General features: G+C 41.3%; 15 protein-coding genes. 5 read left to right on the forward strand and 10 right to left on the reverse strand.

Annotated features, from left to right (window positions below):
• The first annotated feature begins 23 nt into the window (after positions 1-23).
• The 4 genes from IPM71_01685 (at position 24) to IPM71_01700 (ending at position 4981) form a co-directional block, all read left to right on the forward strand.
• Positions 24-707, forward strand: a complete 684-nt coding sequence (locus tag IPM71_01685; GenBank protein ID QQS51460.1) for a tetratricopeptide repeat protein — start codon at positions 24-26, stop codon at positions 705-707.
• A 188-nt stretch (positions 708-895) separates the two neighbouring features.
• Positions 896-1387, forward strand: a complete 492-nt coding sequence (locus IPM71_01690) for a 6,7-dimethyl-8-ribityllumazine synthase (protein ID QQS51461.1) — start codon at positions 896-898, stop codon at positions 1385-1387.
• Positions 1388-1393: 6 nt separating this feature from the next.
• Positions 1394-2590: a tRNA 2-thiouridine(34) synthase MnmA gene (gene mnmA, locus IPM71_01695; protein ID QQS51462.1), complete on the forward strand. Its 1197-nt coding sequence runs from the start codon at positions 1394-1396 to the stop codon at positions 2588-2590.
• A gap of 564 nt (positions 2591-3154) precedes the next feature.
• Positions 3155-4981: a hypothetical protein gene (locus tag IPM71_01700; GenBank protein ID QQS51463.1), complete on the forward strand. Its 1827-nt coding sequence runs from the start codon at positions 3155-3157 to the stop codon at positions 4979-4981.
• Between the two features lie 59 nt (positions 4982-5040).
• Here the strand turns inward: IPM71_01700 and IPM71_01705 are convergent, their stop codons facing one another.
• Together IPM71_01705 and nhaA are read right to left on the reverse strand one after the other, a co-directional pair.
• Entirely contained in the window at positions 5041-5745 is a 705-nt protein-coding gene (locus tag IPM71_01705; protein QQS51464.1) for a phosphoadenylyl-sulfate reductase, read from the reverse strand.
• Complete coding sequence (nhaA, locus tag IPM71_01710; protein QQS51465.1) at positions 5742-7079, reverse strand: Na+/H+ antiporter NhaA; 1338 nt, start codon at positions 7077-7079, stop codon at positions 5742-5744. Before nhaA ends, IPM71_01705 begins: the two co-directional genes overlap by 4 nt.
• Positions 7080-7497: 418 nt before the next feature.
• Between nhaA and IPM71_01715 the strand changes: the two genes are divergently transcribed.
• Entirely contained in the window at positions 7498-8649 is a 1152-nt protein-coding gene (locus IPM71_01715; GenBank protein ID QQS51466.1) for a hypothetical protein, read from the forward strand.
• Between the two features lie 24 nt (positions 8650-8673).
• Here the strand turns inward: IPM71_01715 and IPM71_01720 are convergent, their stop codons facing one another.
• From IPM71_01720 to IPM71_01755, 8 genes are all read right to left on the reverse strand, one after another.
• The gene (locus IPM71_01720; protein ID QQS51467.1) at positions 8674-9216 is read right to left on the reverse strand and encodes an NAD(P)H-dependent oxidoreductase; all 543 of its coding nucleotides are present in this window, start codon (positions 9214-9216) and stop codon (positions 8674-8676) included.
• A gap of 71 nt (positions 9217-9287) precedes the next feature.
• Positions 9288-10184, reverse strand: coding sequence for a hypothetical protein (locus tag IPM71_01725; protein ID QQS51468.1), 897 nt, complete (start codon positions 10182-10184; stop codon positions 9288-9290).
• A gap of 9 nt (positions 10185-10193) precedes the next feature.
• Entirely contained in the window at positions 10194-11246 is a 1053-nt protein-coding gene (gene mvaD, locus IPM71_01730) for a diphosphomevalonate decarboxylase (protein ID QQS51469.1), read from the reverse strand.
• 10 nt (positions 11247-11256) lie between these two features.
• Positions 11257-12204, reverse strand: coding sequence for a GHMP kinase (locus IPM71_01735; protein ID QQS51470.1), 948 nt, complete (start codon positions 12202-12204; stop codon positions 11257-11259).
• Between the two features lie 185 nt (positions 12205-12389).
• Complete coding sequence (locus IPM71_01740; protein QQS51471.1) at positions 12390-12737, reverse strand: DUF86 domain-containing protein; 348 nt, start codon at positions 12735-12737, stop codon at positions 12390-12392.
• Positions 12730-13029, reverse strand: coding sequence for a nucleotidyltransferase domain-containing protein (locus IPM71_01745; GenBank protein QQS51472.1), 300 nt, complete (start codon positions 13027-13029; stop codon positions 12730-12732). The genes IPM71_01740 and IPM71_01745 overlap by 8 nt, the downstream gene beginning before the upstream one ends.
• Positions 13030-13104: 75 nt before the next feature.
• A complete protein-coding gene (locus IPM71_01750; protein QQS51473.1) occupies positions 13105-14418 on the reverse strand; it encodes a hydroxymethylglutaryl-CoA reductase in 1314 nt (437 codons plus the stop codon).
• Positions 14411-15415, reverse strand: a complete 1005-nt coding sequence (locus tag IPM71_01755) for a type 2 isopentenyl-diphosphate Delta-isomerase (protein QQS51474.1) — start codon at positions 15413-15415, stop codon at positions 14411-14413. The genes IPM71_01750 and IPM71_01755 overlap by 8 nt, the downstream gene beginning before the upstream one ends.
• Between the last annotated feature and the right edge of the window lie 26 nt (positions 15416-15441).

Genomic DNA, 15441 nt, shown 5'->3' on the forward strand with positions numbered 1-15441 from the left:
TAAAACGGATTAAATAAAACCCAATGAGTAAAGATATCAAGCACGAACCAGATGGTTTCGAAACGGTTGAAAATGTACTTTCGAAAACCGAACAATACATTGAAGATAACCGCAAAAGCCTTACTATCATTATTGTTGCAATAGCCATTGTAGTTGGTGGATACCTGAGTTATCAGCGTTTTTATATCGCACCTAAAGAAGTAGAAGCCCAGGGGCAAATGTTTGTTGCCGAGCGCTATTTCGAGTTAGATTCGTTTCAGATAGCCCTCGAAGGTGATGGTACCTATTATGGCTTTTTGGAAATTATCGACGAATACAGAGGTACAAAATCGGCTAACCTGGCCAGATATTATGCCGGAATTTCCTATTTGCAAATGGAGCAATACGAAGAGGCTATTGAAAATCTTAATAAGTTCGATGCCAACGACCGCTTGGTTTCTACCATTGCTCTTGGAGCCATCGGCGATGCTTATGTGGAACTTGAAGACCTTAAAAAAGGTGTTTCGTATTACGAAAAAGCAGCAGCTAAAGTACCCAACGAACTGACTTCGGCCATTTATCTGAAAAAAGCCGGAATAGTATACGAAGAAATGGGGCAGGCAAAAAAAGCCCTTGCTGCTTACGAAACCATAAAAAAAGAATTTCCTGCATCGGAAGAAGCCCGCGAAATTGATAAATACATTGCTGCTGTAAAGCTGAAACTGTAAAATAAAAATCCCACATAAACAAAGTATCAGCAATTTATTGTGCTGGTACTTTTTTTTTCCACCGAACCCATCATCAATCAAGAAAGGGCAATGCCCATATTTTATTAGAGAATTTAGCTGTAAATCAGTTATTTTTGAAGTAGCAATAAAACCGTCGCTGACATTATCTAAAGTAAAATATTACGAATATGGCTACAGCTTTAAAAAATCTTTCCGACTTCAATCCCCAGCTGATGCCAGATGCATCAGGCATGAAAATAGCCATAGTGGTAGCAGAATGGAACGAAGCCATTACTTTTGCGCTCCGCGATGGAGCAGTGAATACACTCCTTAAGCACGGTGTTAAACCAGACGATATTGCAGTTGAACATGTACCCGGAACATTCGAACTCACCGCAGGAGCCAAAGCGCTTGCCCAAACCGGCAGGTTCGATGCAGTTATTGTTCTTGGCTGTGTGATCCAGGGCGAGACACGACATTTCGATTTTATCTGCCAGGGTGTTACTCAAGGCATCACTCAACTGAACCTAAACTTTGATATGCCTTTTATTTTTGGTGTGCTAACTACTGACAATCAGCAGCAGGCCATTGACCGCGCTGGAGGAAAGCACGGCAACAAAGGAGATGAAGCCGCCTATACCGCCATTAAAATGGTGGATTTAATAAAACGTGTACAATAACCTGCCATGGCGAAGGTAGTGGTTGGCCTTTCAGGCGGTGTCGATTCAAGCGTAGCCGCTTACCTGCTGAAGGAACAAGGGCATGAGGTAATTGGCATGTTTATGATTAACTGGCACGATACGGCAGGTACACTTTCGGGAGACTGCCCCTGGAACGACGACCTGATCTTTGCCGAACTGGTAGCCCGCAAACTGGAAATTCCCTTTCATACTATCGACTTTAGTGAACAATACAGGCAGAGAGTGGTAGATTATATGTTTGATGAATACCAACGTGGGCGCACACCAAATCCAGATGTATTGTGCAACCGTGAGGTGAAATTCGACCTGTTTGCCGATGCAGCCAGTGAACTGGGCGCCGACTTCATTGCTACCGGCCATTATTGCCGTAAAGAAACCATCGAAATGGATGGAAAGATCATTCATCGCTTACTTGCAGGTACTGATCCCTCGAAGGAACAAAGCTACTTTTTATGTCAGGTAAGCCAACAACAACTGGCTAAAGCCCTTTTCCCTATCGGGCACTTGTATAAATCAGAAATCCGCCGGATTGCCACAAGGTTAGAATTGCCTACCGCCGAAAAAAAAGATAGCCAAGGCATTTGCTTTGTTGGTAAAGTCGATTTGCCAACCTTTCTGCAGCAAAAGCTCGAAGCTAAAAAGGGGATTACAATCGAAATTTCAAAAAACTCTGAATACAACCCTGTATTTAATAAACCTGTTCTGGGTAAAATTTATACCGAATCAGAACTGAAAGAATTTGCTAAGGAGGTTAGCTACAAACCAGACATGGGCTTTGAAGCTGGCACGCATAATGGCGCACATTTCTATACCATCGGCCAGAGAAAAGGGCTTAACATTGGTGGCCGGAAAGAGCCTTTGTTTGTTTTAGCTACAGATACAAAAACCAATACCATTTATGTAGGCCAAGGACACGACCATCCGGGTTTAAATAGGTATGGACTTTTTATTCCTGCAACCGACTTGCATTGGATTCGACCCGATTTGGCACTAGCACCAAACCAAAAATGCGAAATGCTTGTTCGAATCCGCTACCGACAGGCACTTCAGAAGGCCTGCCTCTACTCTACCGAAAGCGGCCTTTACATTCTATTCGAACAGGCCCAGAGAGGCATGACTCCCGGTCAGTTTGCTGCCTGGTATATGGACGAAGAAATGATCGGTTCCGGGGTAATTGATTAACCCAATAAGCTAGCCCTCCATTAAATTGGCTTTATTCTCTTTTTTATTTAGATCCTTTAATTTCGTAGAATCGTAAACGAATCTTGTTGTTTTGATTAATGATTAGCCTCTAATATTCCCCCTGTAGTCCAGGCTTGTAGCAGGCTTGTTCGAGCTTGCAGCTCGAACCTCCGTTGTAAAAGAACAAACTCCACTGCTTTAGATTTGCTATACTCTTACGATGCACATCGGAATGGGTTGTGACATTTGATGATAGAGTTTCGTGCGGGATTACGAGGCTGGTTTCCTATCAGTTTACCACCTACTTTTTTTTACGAGCTACAACCGACCGAAGGTACCTCTGCGAAGCTAAAAGCGCGCAAGTTAAAAGAAGGATTTCGCATCACACAATTTGCTTGTAAACAAGTCTTTCTGCTCCATTCGGGGCGAATGACGTCTGCCCCGCATTTTTCTCACTAAGCCCAAGATTGTCCTTTTAACCACTAAAATCAAGGCTTTTATCGACACAAATGCTATATCACCGTAAACGATATTAACTTCGTATTAAAGATTCAGAAAGGAATTATGAATAATCGTATCGCTCCACATACTTTTCACATCCCGGTGATGGGTACAGGATATACCATAGATTCGCCCGTTAAAGTTGCACATTTTGGCATCGACTCGGTTGTGTCAATTATCGACCACCAGATTATTGAACAGATGCGCGAATACCATTGCAAGCAAAACGAACTGCCTTTTATTCCGATTCCGGAAGAAGAACAGGATTGTAGGGCAAAGAGGATAAGTTCCTACCTGAACCTGATGAAAAAACTGGTCGATGGTAATTTTAACCGACTCAAAAAAGGTGTATTTGAACCCGATAGTGAACTGACAAAATATTTCGAACTATTACCGGAAGATTCTGACCTGAAGGAAGAATACAGACAAATGCTTCATTGCGAACCTGAAAACAGAAAAGCCAGTCAGGAGCAACTAAAGGATAAAATGATGCCCGGCGAGATACATGTCAACATCATGACTAAAGTGGATAGTGTAACCTATTCGAAATACAACGAACCTCTCCCTGTCGAATACAACGATGCACATTCAGCTTTAAGAGGTTTTGCCAATTGCAATTTCGATTCGTCCCTGGTATTATCTGCCGGATTAAATCCACGACTCTATTCGTATATGGCCAATTTCGATTGCTTCTTTCCGGATAAAGCTGGTCAGCTGCATAAGAAAATAATACTAAAGGTAAGCGATTACCGTTCGGCCCTGGTTCAGGGTAAAATGCTGGTTAAAAAAGGATTGTGGGTTTCGGAATTCAGAATAGAATCGGGACTTAACTGCGGAGGGCATGCTTTTGCTACCGAAGGCTATTTACTAGGGCCTATCTTGAATGAATTCAAGGTAAACAAATCGAAACTTATCGACGAGCTGTTTGAACTCTATGCAAAAGCCTTGAACCAGCTCGAAAAAGAAGTTCCGCCTGTTCCTCCAACAATTGGAATTACCGCCCAGGGAGGAGTAGGAACTTATGAAGAACACAAGTTTTTACTTGACCATTTTGAAATTAATTCCGTTGGCTGGGGTTCTCCTTTTCTATTGGTTCCTGAGGCGGTTAACATCGATGCCGATAGTTTGGAACTAATTGCCAGGAGTGACGAGACTGGTTTTTATCTGAGTGCCATATCCCCATTGGGTATTCCATTTAATACGGTGAGAGGAACTACAGGGGAAATTGAAAAACAAAAACGAACCAATAACGGAAAATCAGGGGCACCTTGTGGTAAAAGACTGTTAACCTTTAATACCGAATTTACCAAAAGACCCATATGCACTGCATCAACACAATACCAAAAGTTAAAAATTGCAGAACTGGACGAAAAAAAACTCGACACAGCAAACCACAAGAAAGAACTTGATATTATAACCGATAAGGTGTGTTTGTGCCTTAGTCTTGGAAATTCAACTCTGATTGATAACGATATTCACATGCCGGCTGGTATAAAAGGCGTTTCGATTTGCCCAGGGCCGAATATGGCCTATTTCGAGAAGCAGGTATCACTTCAGACTATGGTCGATCATATTTATGGCAGAACAAACATTGTTCGCAGAACCGATCGCCCGAATATGTTTATACAGGAACTGAAAATGTATGTGGACTATTTGAAAGTAAAAGTGGAAGAGTTAACAGAACAAGCTTCAAAATCGCAAGTAAAATATTACCAGGGATTTCAGGAGAATTTGAACCTGGGTATAGACTACTATATTGAATTGTTCTCAGGTTCTGCCGGTCAACTTTTAACGAACCCTGCACAAATACTGAAAGAATTGGATTTTTACCGCGATCAGGTTCAATCTATTCACATTCTCGACTTTCAAACAGCTGGCTGTGAAAGCTAAGTGTAAAAATTTCGTTGCTTGTAATAATTGAGGGTATGCTAATTGACAGGGTTTAGAAGTTATTCCTTCACATGCAACCCACACTCCTTATGCTCGGGCAACTCCCACCACCAGCGCCCGGCTCGCACATCTTCTCCTTTTTCAATAGCCCGGGTGCATGGCTGGCAACCTATGCTCGGAAATCCTTTGTCGTGTAAAACATTGTAAGGCACATTCTTTTCTTTAATGTAGCGCCACACATCTTTTTCGCTCCATGCCAGTAATGGATTTACCTTTAAAACCTGGTTGCCTTCGTCATATTCTACCAGAGGGGTAAAAAACCGGGTAACCGATTGGTCTTTGCGCAGCCCTGTGACCCATACATCGATATCGGCAAGAGCCCTCTTTAAAGGCTCAATCTTACGTATCTGGCAACAAAGTTTGCGGTTTTCGATACTCTCGTAAAATAGGTTTATCCCCTTGGCATTCACCATCTCTTCTACCCTATCACTTTTAGGGAAATAAACCTCAATGTGTATGCCATAACGTTTGTTGGTTTCTTCGAGCGTCTGATAGGTTTCGGGGAATACACGGCCTGTGTCGAGTGTGAATATCTTAGTAGCCGGATCAATCGCTGCAATCATATCGGTCAATACCTGATCTTCGGCACCAAGGCTTGTTGCTAAACCCACCCTGCCATCGTACTGTTTAATAAAAAAAGTGAGAATCTCTTCTGCGGACTTATCTTTTAATTCTTCGTTCAGTTTTTGTGCTAACTCTATCATTCGTTTTCGTTTGTGCGTAGTGTATGTTTAAGCAGAAAATAACCAATAGTCCCGGCTATCAATGAGCCGACCAAAATACCAATCTTTGCCGGATTTAGCAAAACCTCACTATTAAATGCCAGATTGGAAATAAACAAAGACATGGTAAAGCCCATGCCACCTAAAAATCCAATACCTATAATATTATTCCATTTAACCTTTTCAGGCAGCACTGCCAAGCCCAGTTTGACAGCCAGCCAGGAGAAAATAAAAATACCCAATACTTTACCTAAAACCATGCTTATTTCAATGACACCACTCAGGCCAGTAAATATGTTTTGAATGCTTGCACCATGTAAAACCACGCCTGCATTTGCAAGAGCAAAAACCGGCATCACCACATAGGTCACAAAGCGGTGCAAAGCATGTTCGAGGCGCTGAACAGGACTTTGTACATCGAAAATATCGTTTTCCATGCTGTCTATGGCTTCTAGTTGTTCGTGGTTAAGGGTGATACGGCTATTTTGATCATGGGGTTGGCAGAAATTGTTTAGGTAGCGTTGCATGTTATCGCTAAAATCTTTCAACCTGATGGTGCGTTTAACGGGTATTGTGAAGGCAATCATTACGCCGGCTATAGTTGGGTGTATACCCGATTTTAAAAACATATACCAGATTACCCAACCAACTGCCATGTAAGGGTGTATACTTTTTATTTTGAGTCTGTTAAAAACAACCAATAAAGCAAAGAGCGCAATGCCTATAAGCAGATAATTCCAATATACCTGTTCGCTGTAAAACAAGGCTATAATTACAATGGCCCCTAAATCGTCGATAATGGCAAACGCCATAAGAAATATTTTTAAAGAGATGGGCACTCTTTTTCCAAGCAAGCTCAATATACCAAGTGAAAAGGCAATATCAGTTGCCATAGGGATTCCCCAACCACTATTTGCCTCCGGATTATTGTTGACTGTAAGATAGAAGATTGCCGGCAATATCATTCCACCCAATGCTGCCGCAAAAGGGAGCGATGCTTTTTTCAACGAAGACAATTCGCCTGCAATAAGTTCGCGTTTGATTTCAAGGCCTACTACAAAAAAGAATATCGCCATTAGCCCATCGTTAATCCAAAGAATAATTTCTTTCGTTAGGCTGAACTGACCTACAACCCCAATAGTAAATTTATACTCCCAAAACCTGAAGTAACTCTCGCCCCAGGGCGAATTAGCCCAGAATAGGGCTATTAATGTAAAGAAAAGAAGAACTATCCCTCCTGATGCTTCAATCTTAAAAAAGCGCTGAAAAGGATTAAGAAATTCATCGGCAATATTGTTTTTATTCGCACTCATCATAGTCTTTTATATTGAACATAACTATTGGAAAAATCGATTCTTTTAAACCTTATTAGTAGACATAACAATATTCTATCTTAAATTGTTTAGAAACCATTGCTTAAAAAAACTTTAGGGGCAGAAAGGGTTAAGAAAAAAACAAATAGTATACTTAGGAACATTATTTTGAAGAAGATTACCATTTTTCATTGCCTAAACTGACACTCCCTGGTGTATCGCTACACCAGAGAAATTAACAAAACATGAGGGGCCAACCAAGCACCCAAATGCAATTCTATCAGAAAAAACAAAAATTTCACCCCTGAATAACGAAGCTCACCACATTGCCAAACCAAACTTACCTGCTATTTCAACCTCTACCCCTTTTTTTTGTTGGATAGTTATTTTTATTATTGCTTTGAGAAAAAATCTGAATCCTATGAAATATACAGAAATACAACAAAAACTTGCACGGGCTTTTAAACCCGAAAACGAATTAACAGAGCTTAAGGAGCTAAACCTTACCATACATAAATACAAGTTTCAGTCGCCCTCAATCGAGGACGATATCCCCGAGTTTGGTGGTCTGAAAGGGCTTGATACTTTTATAGGTTATAACTCACTAGCCTATAGAAACCTTAATTTCAATTATTACATCTTTCAGCCTGATTCAGGAAAAGAAAAAGATGCAGCCATTATACTTCTCCACGGGCTAAACGAGCGTTCATGGGAAAAGTACCTTTCCTGGGCTTATGCCCTGGCCAGTAAAACAGGCAAATCGGTTATACTTTTTCCTATTGCCTTCCACATGAACCGATCGCCCGAAGCCTGGCATGATGCGCGCCAAATGAGCCGCTTTGTAGAAGCCAGAAAGAAAAGTAACTCAAACAACGAGAACCTGAGTTTTGCCAACATTGCCATCAGCGAGCGCCTTACTTATGCCCCTGAACAATTTTTCCTCTCGGGATACCAGTCGGCCAAAGACATTTATTTTCTGGCTAAAGAGATTAAGCAGGGCAATCATAAACTCTTTAATTCCACTGCTACCATCGACTTTTTCGGTTATTCCTTTGGAGCTTTTCTGGAAGAAATTTTAGCCATTGCCAACCCGGAAGGATATTTCACCAATTCGAAGTTTTTCTTCTTCTGCGGCGGTTGCGTATTTTCAGAGTTCAACGGCACTTCGAAATACATTCTCGACCAAAGGGCGTTTGAGCGTATACGCTACTTTTATGTAGAAGAACTCGACATTGAACTCCGTCGAAGTACGTTGCTATCGAAGCTTTTAAATGACACTGCTTTTGGTTATGCGTTCCGGCACATTTGTTCGCTCGAACAATTTAGTAAGCTTACTGTGGAAGAAAAAAACCGTATGGATAAAAATATTGTTTTGTTGGCTCTTCAAAAAGACGAGATTGTAAGTCCTCTGTCGCTTAAGAATACTTTCCCGAAGAAATCTATAGATTTTATCGATTTCGATTTTGAATACTCGCACGAGGTACCCTTTCCGGTGAATCACTATGGCATAAGTGAACATGTCGATAAAGCTTTCGAAGATGTATTTTCAAAAGCTGCTGTGAGTTTAAGCTAGAAGGTCAAGAACCGGATTTTACGCTTACTCTGGTTTGTGGAGGCTGCTCTCAAAACGCCTCAGCACAAGAAGAAGTTGTTGTTGCATGCTGTCGTTTACAATTTTTCCGCTAATAAAATTATGGCGAAAATTAGGCAGGGTAAAGGTTTCGATAATCTGTGCTCCATGCCGCGGGAAACGTTCGATGGCTGATGTTAACACCCCCAATGCTCCTCTTTCACCCGGAGAAGTTGCTAGCAATAACATAGGCTTGTTCTGAAAACATTCGGATTCTATTCGCGATAGCCAATCGAACAGGTTTTTAAATACGGCAGTATAACTGCTGTTATGTTCTGCCAGTGAAAGCAGAATACCATCGCTTTCTTTAATTATTCGTAAAAAATCTAATGCAGGCATGGGAAATCCCTGCTCACGCTCCAGATCAACAGAATACAGGGGAAGCGGGAAATCGTTCAGGTCAAGAAGTTGAATCTGAACATCAGCTAAAAAGCCAGCTGCATATGTAGCAAGTTCTTTGTTGATCGATTGCTTGCTGTTGCTGCCAGCAAAAACCAGTATTTTTTTCATTCTGTAAATGTCTGTAATTTTGGTTCAACCCATTTTATTATAATGACATCGAAGGTTGAACTTCATAAATACTATATAAAATGAACCGGCAAACCAAGCTGGTCCTCAACCGATTCTTTGTATTTGGTTACCCCCAGAAAATAGCCTCCTCCCCCCGAGCCGCAAATTTTAAGTGCATACAATCCAGACGACAGGCCTCTTTCGAATAACGGCGATACCGTGGGAGGTATCAATTCTTTCATATTCTCGTACTGAAAGGTGGATAGATTTCGGAACGACTCCATAAATGCCTCAATGCGCTTGTGAAGCAAGTGCTGTATTGCCCCGTTGGAGTGCTTCTGATAGGCCTGGCGAAAAGTAGAGGCAAACTCAAGGTCGTTAATCTTGTCCATAAACTGAGTGACAAGATCGCCTGTTTTACCCGGCACCTGACTATCGACCAGAAATAATTGCAATTTCCGGCGCGATGGCAGAATACGTTCTTCCGGCAAAACCACGCGCCCGCTTTTCTGCACAAGCACCGGATTTTGAATGAGCGACACCAAGGGATCAATACCAGAGCTGCGTCCGTGAAAATAAGACTCCATAAGGGCAAGGCTCGTTTTAAGCGCCCGCAAATCTACTTTGGTATTCCGGCCTTTCACCGTGAAGTAGGAATCGAAAACAGCCGCCACAAGAGCTCCCGAACTGCCCAAACCATAATTGTATGGGATATTGCTGTTAAACCACAAACCTCTTTTAATGTCTTTCTCGAGTTGCGAAAATTTAAACACAAAGGGTAAAACACCTTCGAGCGATTGAAGATGAGCTAAAAAACCATTCCATACCGAGCTGTCTCCTGCTGGTTTCAGACTCAATTTTCCGTAAAATGGAAAATAAGGAACAGCCAGGGCATCGAGCCCCATAAGCACTCCGTACTCGCCAAAAAGCAAGATTTTAGAAGGATATTTTCGCCGTGTTATTGCCATTAAGCAGTATTAATTAAATTCATCCAGCAGCAGCTCCGGACCATTACCAATGTTATCGACAATAAATTGATTATTAATGCAATGTGCGGCCAATTCATTCTCAATAAAAGGCCTGACGATTTCGTCCTCTTCGGCAGGAAAGATTACATGAATATTGGGGCCTGCATCGATAGTAAAGGTAATTTTTGCCTCGGTGTTTCTTCTAAATTCCCTGATTTTTTGAATAATAAGCAGCGAATCGGGAGCCAAAAGCGTAAACCAGGGGTTGGCTGTCATCATCATTGCATGCAGGCTGAGGGCTTCGTGTTCTAGGATGAAGGCAAATTGATCGAAATCGCCCCTTTGCATAGCATTTACCAATTCTGTAAGATTCTTTCGGGCACTCTCAAAGCGTGCTGCAGCATACGGGTGTCCATTCATCAGGCTATGGCCTAAACTACTCGATACTTCCTTTTGCCGTTTATCGACTATCAAAATCACATCACGCAGACATTGAAAATGCTTGTGCACGGGTGATGTAAATTCGGTAGCATATAGGTCAGAAGTACCTTTTAAACTATCGTATTGCCCCCACACCGAAAAACCTCCATATACCGACCTGCTGGCACTACCAGAACCTATGCGCGCTAATTCCGATATCCATTGGTAAAAATTCTCTTCACCTTTGGTACCCAATCTTATTTCGATACTTCCCATACAAAGGGCCAGGGCACTCAGAGCACTGGCTGAAGAGGCAATTCCTGCTGAGTGCGGAAAACTGTTGTGGCTCTCGATATGTAGCTTGTACCTATCCAGAACACTCAATCTATCGGTGAGTTTATTTAAGAAATCAGCTATTCGAAGAGAGAATTTTTCATTTTTCTTTCCCTCGAAAAAAAAGTCGAAATCTACGGCTGCACCTGTCACTTTTTCATAGAGCACAACTTTTGTTTCTGTAAAACACTTATCGAGTGCCATGCTAAGTGAAGGATTTTGAGGAAGCTGGTTCCCATGCTTTCCCCAGTATTTTATAAAGGCAATGTTCGCCGGACTCTTCCAGGAAACTTGTGCAATTTCTTTCACTGTAAATTTTTTAAAGTATCATTTTGCTAAAAGGGATAATCACTGAAAGCGAAAATTGTTCAAAATACCTCTCCACATATTGCCTGTCTTGCTGTGTTGCGGCCAGCAAAAAATCTCCTCCCCAGGCCCCAAGGGACTTTATTGTTCCATCGAAGCCGGTAAACCTGCTTTCGGCGATAGGTGGTGTTTTCAGAAATCTCGAAACAAGTTTTTCGTGTGCTGAAAGATGTAGCATAAATTCGTCGAGCGATGTGGAACAAAGTATTTTTTGTGTGAGCTTATCCATTGCTTCCACTTCGTGCTGAATATCTTCCCCAACAGAAACAAAATCAGACAGGTGCATTTCTGTGCTTATTTTTTCTCCAGAATACACAAAATACAGCTTATCCAAAAAATCTTTCTTAAACCTTACAGGGATAATCAGGCGGTCGGTTGCAGATATTTTTTTGTAAAGCAAGGGGCACGGCTCCTGTGCGCAGGCAATGTCGTAACCCGAACCTTTTGACACTTTCTGATGCAACGAAAAAGAATCGATACCAGCCCATGTGGCAATGTTATGAATTAATGTTGAACTGGTTCCAAGTCCCCAGCTAACTGGAAAATCGGCCATAGTAGAAACTTCAATCCCTCTACTATTCTTCAGAAACAAAGGGTTCAGTATCCGAGCCGCTTGCAATATGCGAATTAAAAATTGTGCCTTTTCCATGGAGGAGGTTTCCAGAATACTCCAATCGGAGCAGTTCAACTCTGCTTCAAACCAAAGGCCTTCGGAATCGGAAGCTTTCCAGATAAGTATACCCGGTTTGCTTCCTTGCTTTGCTTCCAGTGTCTGTCCATATCGAACAGGCAAAGCAAGTGCCTGTGCACCATGCATCACCAGGTATTCGCCTGTAAAGAGAATTTTTCCGTTAGAACGATGGTAAAAAGGGGTCACTTTACTGAATTTGCTTTTTATCAAAAACAAAAAATATTTTTCAATACTTTGTTTTAAACTTTCCTTAAACATCTGATAGCATAGTAAAGTTTTTTCTGGTTTCAATTTGAAAGTTTACAACCAAATACTTCCGAAAAAAAACTCTACTTCTTGCAGCTGGGCAAAACCAAATACAAGCCTGCAAAATACCATCTGCTGAAGGTATATTTTTAACTTACAATAATCCTTTTAAGTTTTATTTCAAGCTCATAAAGGTTGTTTTCAATTATCTGCCAAACTTCTTCAGCATCTATACCAAAGTAATTATGGGCAATAATATTCCGAAATCCACGAATTTTAAACCAATCTATGTGAGATTCTGTGGATTTAAAATCATCGCTTAACTTGTCTGCCATCTCCCCAATAACAATAAAGTTCATCATTACAGCATCAAATGATTTATTGTCATGGTATAGTTCATCTGCGTTTCTGAAGGCACTTGAATATTGTTTGATTTTCCCAATCGAATCAATAATATTAAGTACACAGGCGAAATCTTTATGTGAAGCTTTAGACATACCTAATCTCCGACTGAATTTGATTTTTGAAAATTGGCTTAATGTACTTTAATCGACAGATGTCGACAGGCCTGTTGAATTTCGATTGAATCTCATTCTTAAGTTTTAACTTGAGCGAAAACAAATCTTCAGTATTGGGTTCGAATTCAATCACTAGATCTATATCGCTTGTGTTGTCTTGCTCTCCGCGAGACATTGAGCCAAATAATCCTATTGTGGTAATATGATATTCCTTTAATAATCTTTTCTTATTATCCTCTAAATAGTTCAATATGGTATTTGCATCAAGCATAAAATCAATTAATATTCAAATATAAACGATTTAAGAATAATTCATGGCATACCCTTACTTTCAGAACAATAGCTCTTAATTTGAATTAACTCCTTTACGCAATTCAAAGATGAAATCATTTACGACTGAGTAACTTATTGTTTTCTCCTTAAAAAATTCTTCTGCTTTCTGTCGTTCTTCATTGCTGGCCTGCAGCGAAGCCAACAAGTTCGAAAGGTGCATTTTCATGTGTCCTTTCTGAATGCCGGAAGTAACCAATGCCCTCACAGCGGCATAATTCGATGCCAAACCGGCTGCCGCCATCACTTTCATTAATTCTTCTGCTGTTGGATTATCCAAAATCTCAAGAGAAAGTTTTGCCAGCGGATGTAGGGAAGTAATGCCTCCCACCGTTCCAACCTGCATGGGAAAAACAGCCTCGAAACGAAACATACTATCCGAAATCCAGGCCTGCGAAAGGCTTCGGTATTGACCAGAACGCGAGGCATAGGCATGTCCGTTGGCTTCGATAGCCCTCCAGTCGTTTCCGGTGGCCAGCGCTACCGAATCGATGCCATTAAAAATACCTTTGTTGTGGGTCACCGCACGGCTTACATCAGCCTGTGCAATCTCAACCGCCTCGACAAAACGATTGGCAAAAGCTTTGGCGCTTTGTTCTAATTTGTCTTCGCTCAAAGCCTCCACAGGACATTCAACCCAAACCTTTACCGCATTGTCTGGAGAATAGTTCGATAGAATAGACATAATCACCTCAAAGGTAAATCCTCGTAAATCCTTATCATCGGCCATTTGCAGGGTGAGCTCATGGGCAATATTTTCCAAACAAGAATTCATGTAGTTGGCTCCCATGGCATTGCAAGTGTTGAAGCCAACTTCTATCTGAAAATAATTTTCAATCTGGCTGGTTTTATCGACCAGATTTATAGCCTGAATTCCACCTCCCCGACTCGCCATCTTCTGGTTAATTGCCTCTACCGAGGTAAGAATTTGTGGAGTCCAGCTTTCAATTTTTCTAAAAAGCAACTTAGCAGGAACAGATGTTTTAAAATGCACATGTCCTTTTTTTTGGTTACCAATTATCTCGCAACGAAATCCTCCATGAGTGTACCAAAATCCGGCACTTTTTGCAGCGGCTGCCACCACCGAACTTTCTTCGGTTACAAAAGGAACCAGATAATCTTTGTTATCGATCAGGAAATTGGGTACGATGCTATAGGGAAATGGAAAGATGCTGATGACGTTTTCGCTGAACTGCTCAATAAGCTGATGCATATCTTTGTCAGCCAGATTGCTTTGCTGAAATAAGTTAAATGCACCCTGTTTTTTAATTTGATTAAGAATTAGGGCTTGCTTTTCTTCTTTCGACAAGCGCGAAAAACCTTTAATCATGATAATCGGGGTTTAATCGCAAATAGGCCTTGGCAAGTTGCAGACCCCTTTGCTGTAGCTCAATAAAATGATAGAGCTGTTCGTAGCTTTCTTTGGCATGTTTTAAAACTGAAGAGGCCATGCCATAGATAGCTGGCAACTTACTTTTTTCCATGAGGTAGTAACCATCCAGAAAAGTTTTAATGCCTCCGGAAAGAATAATTTCATTGCAGCGTAAATCACCTTTTAAGGCCAACTGATTAATCGAGTCTACCATTTGTAAAGCCGACTGTCCGATGTATGCCATGGGTTTGAAAGTATCCAACACTTGTGCATCGGCACGGAAAAGTTCCAGTAATGAAAAATTGGTGCCTCCATAAGCTCCGAATTCAAGAGCCTGCAATGGCAATTGCAACAAACGCTCCAGACTTTTGGGGCCCATGCCCTGGCCTACTTCTTTTACTATAATAGGGTATTTCGCTACCTTGAGCAATTGTTCGATTATATCAATGGGTGCACGTTCAATTTTGTTGCCTTCGGGCTGAAACCACTCCTGAAGAGGATTTACATGCACTATAAGTCCATCGGCTTTAAGCTTATCGATGAGTCGATCTATCTTTTCACTTTCATTTCTTTGGAGCAAAAAATCGACCTGGGCAATACCCAGATTGGCGTAAAAAGGCAAATGGTCTCCTATAAAAGCACGTACATTAAAATCTTTCAGGAAAGTATCGTCGTCCAATAGAACTCTGCATGAACCCAGCCCCATGCCCATGCCAAAATCCTTACACACGCGGGCAATGTTCTCGTTAATGGTGCGAGCAAGAGAAGTACCTCCCGTCATAGAAGAAACCCATATTGGAGTATTTAAACTCTTTCCAAGAAATGAAAAGATCTCTTTCTCTTTAGAAGGATGTGGAGAAAGTAAAGGCTCATAAAAAAAACGCCTGTCGTGCTCAAGCTCGTTGGTTTGCGATTTAAATGCCAGTTCGATATGGTCCTTTTTGCGATCTTCCATGAATAGCTTTGGTTTATAGCACGAAG

Source organism: Bacteroidota bacterium, from assembly GCA_016699695.1.
GTDB lineage: Bacteria > Bacteroidota > Bacteroidia > Bacteroidales > UBA10428 > UBA10428.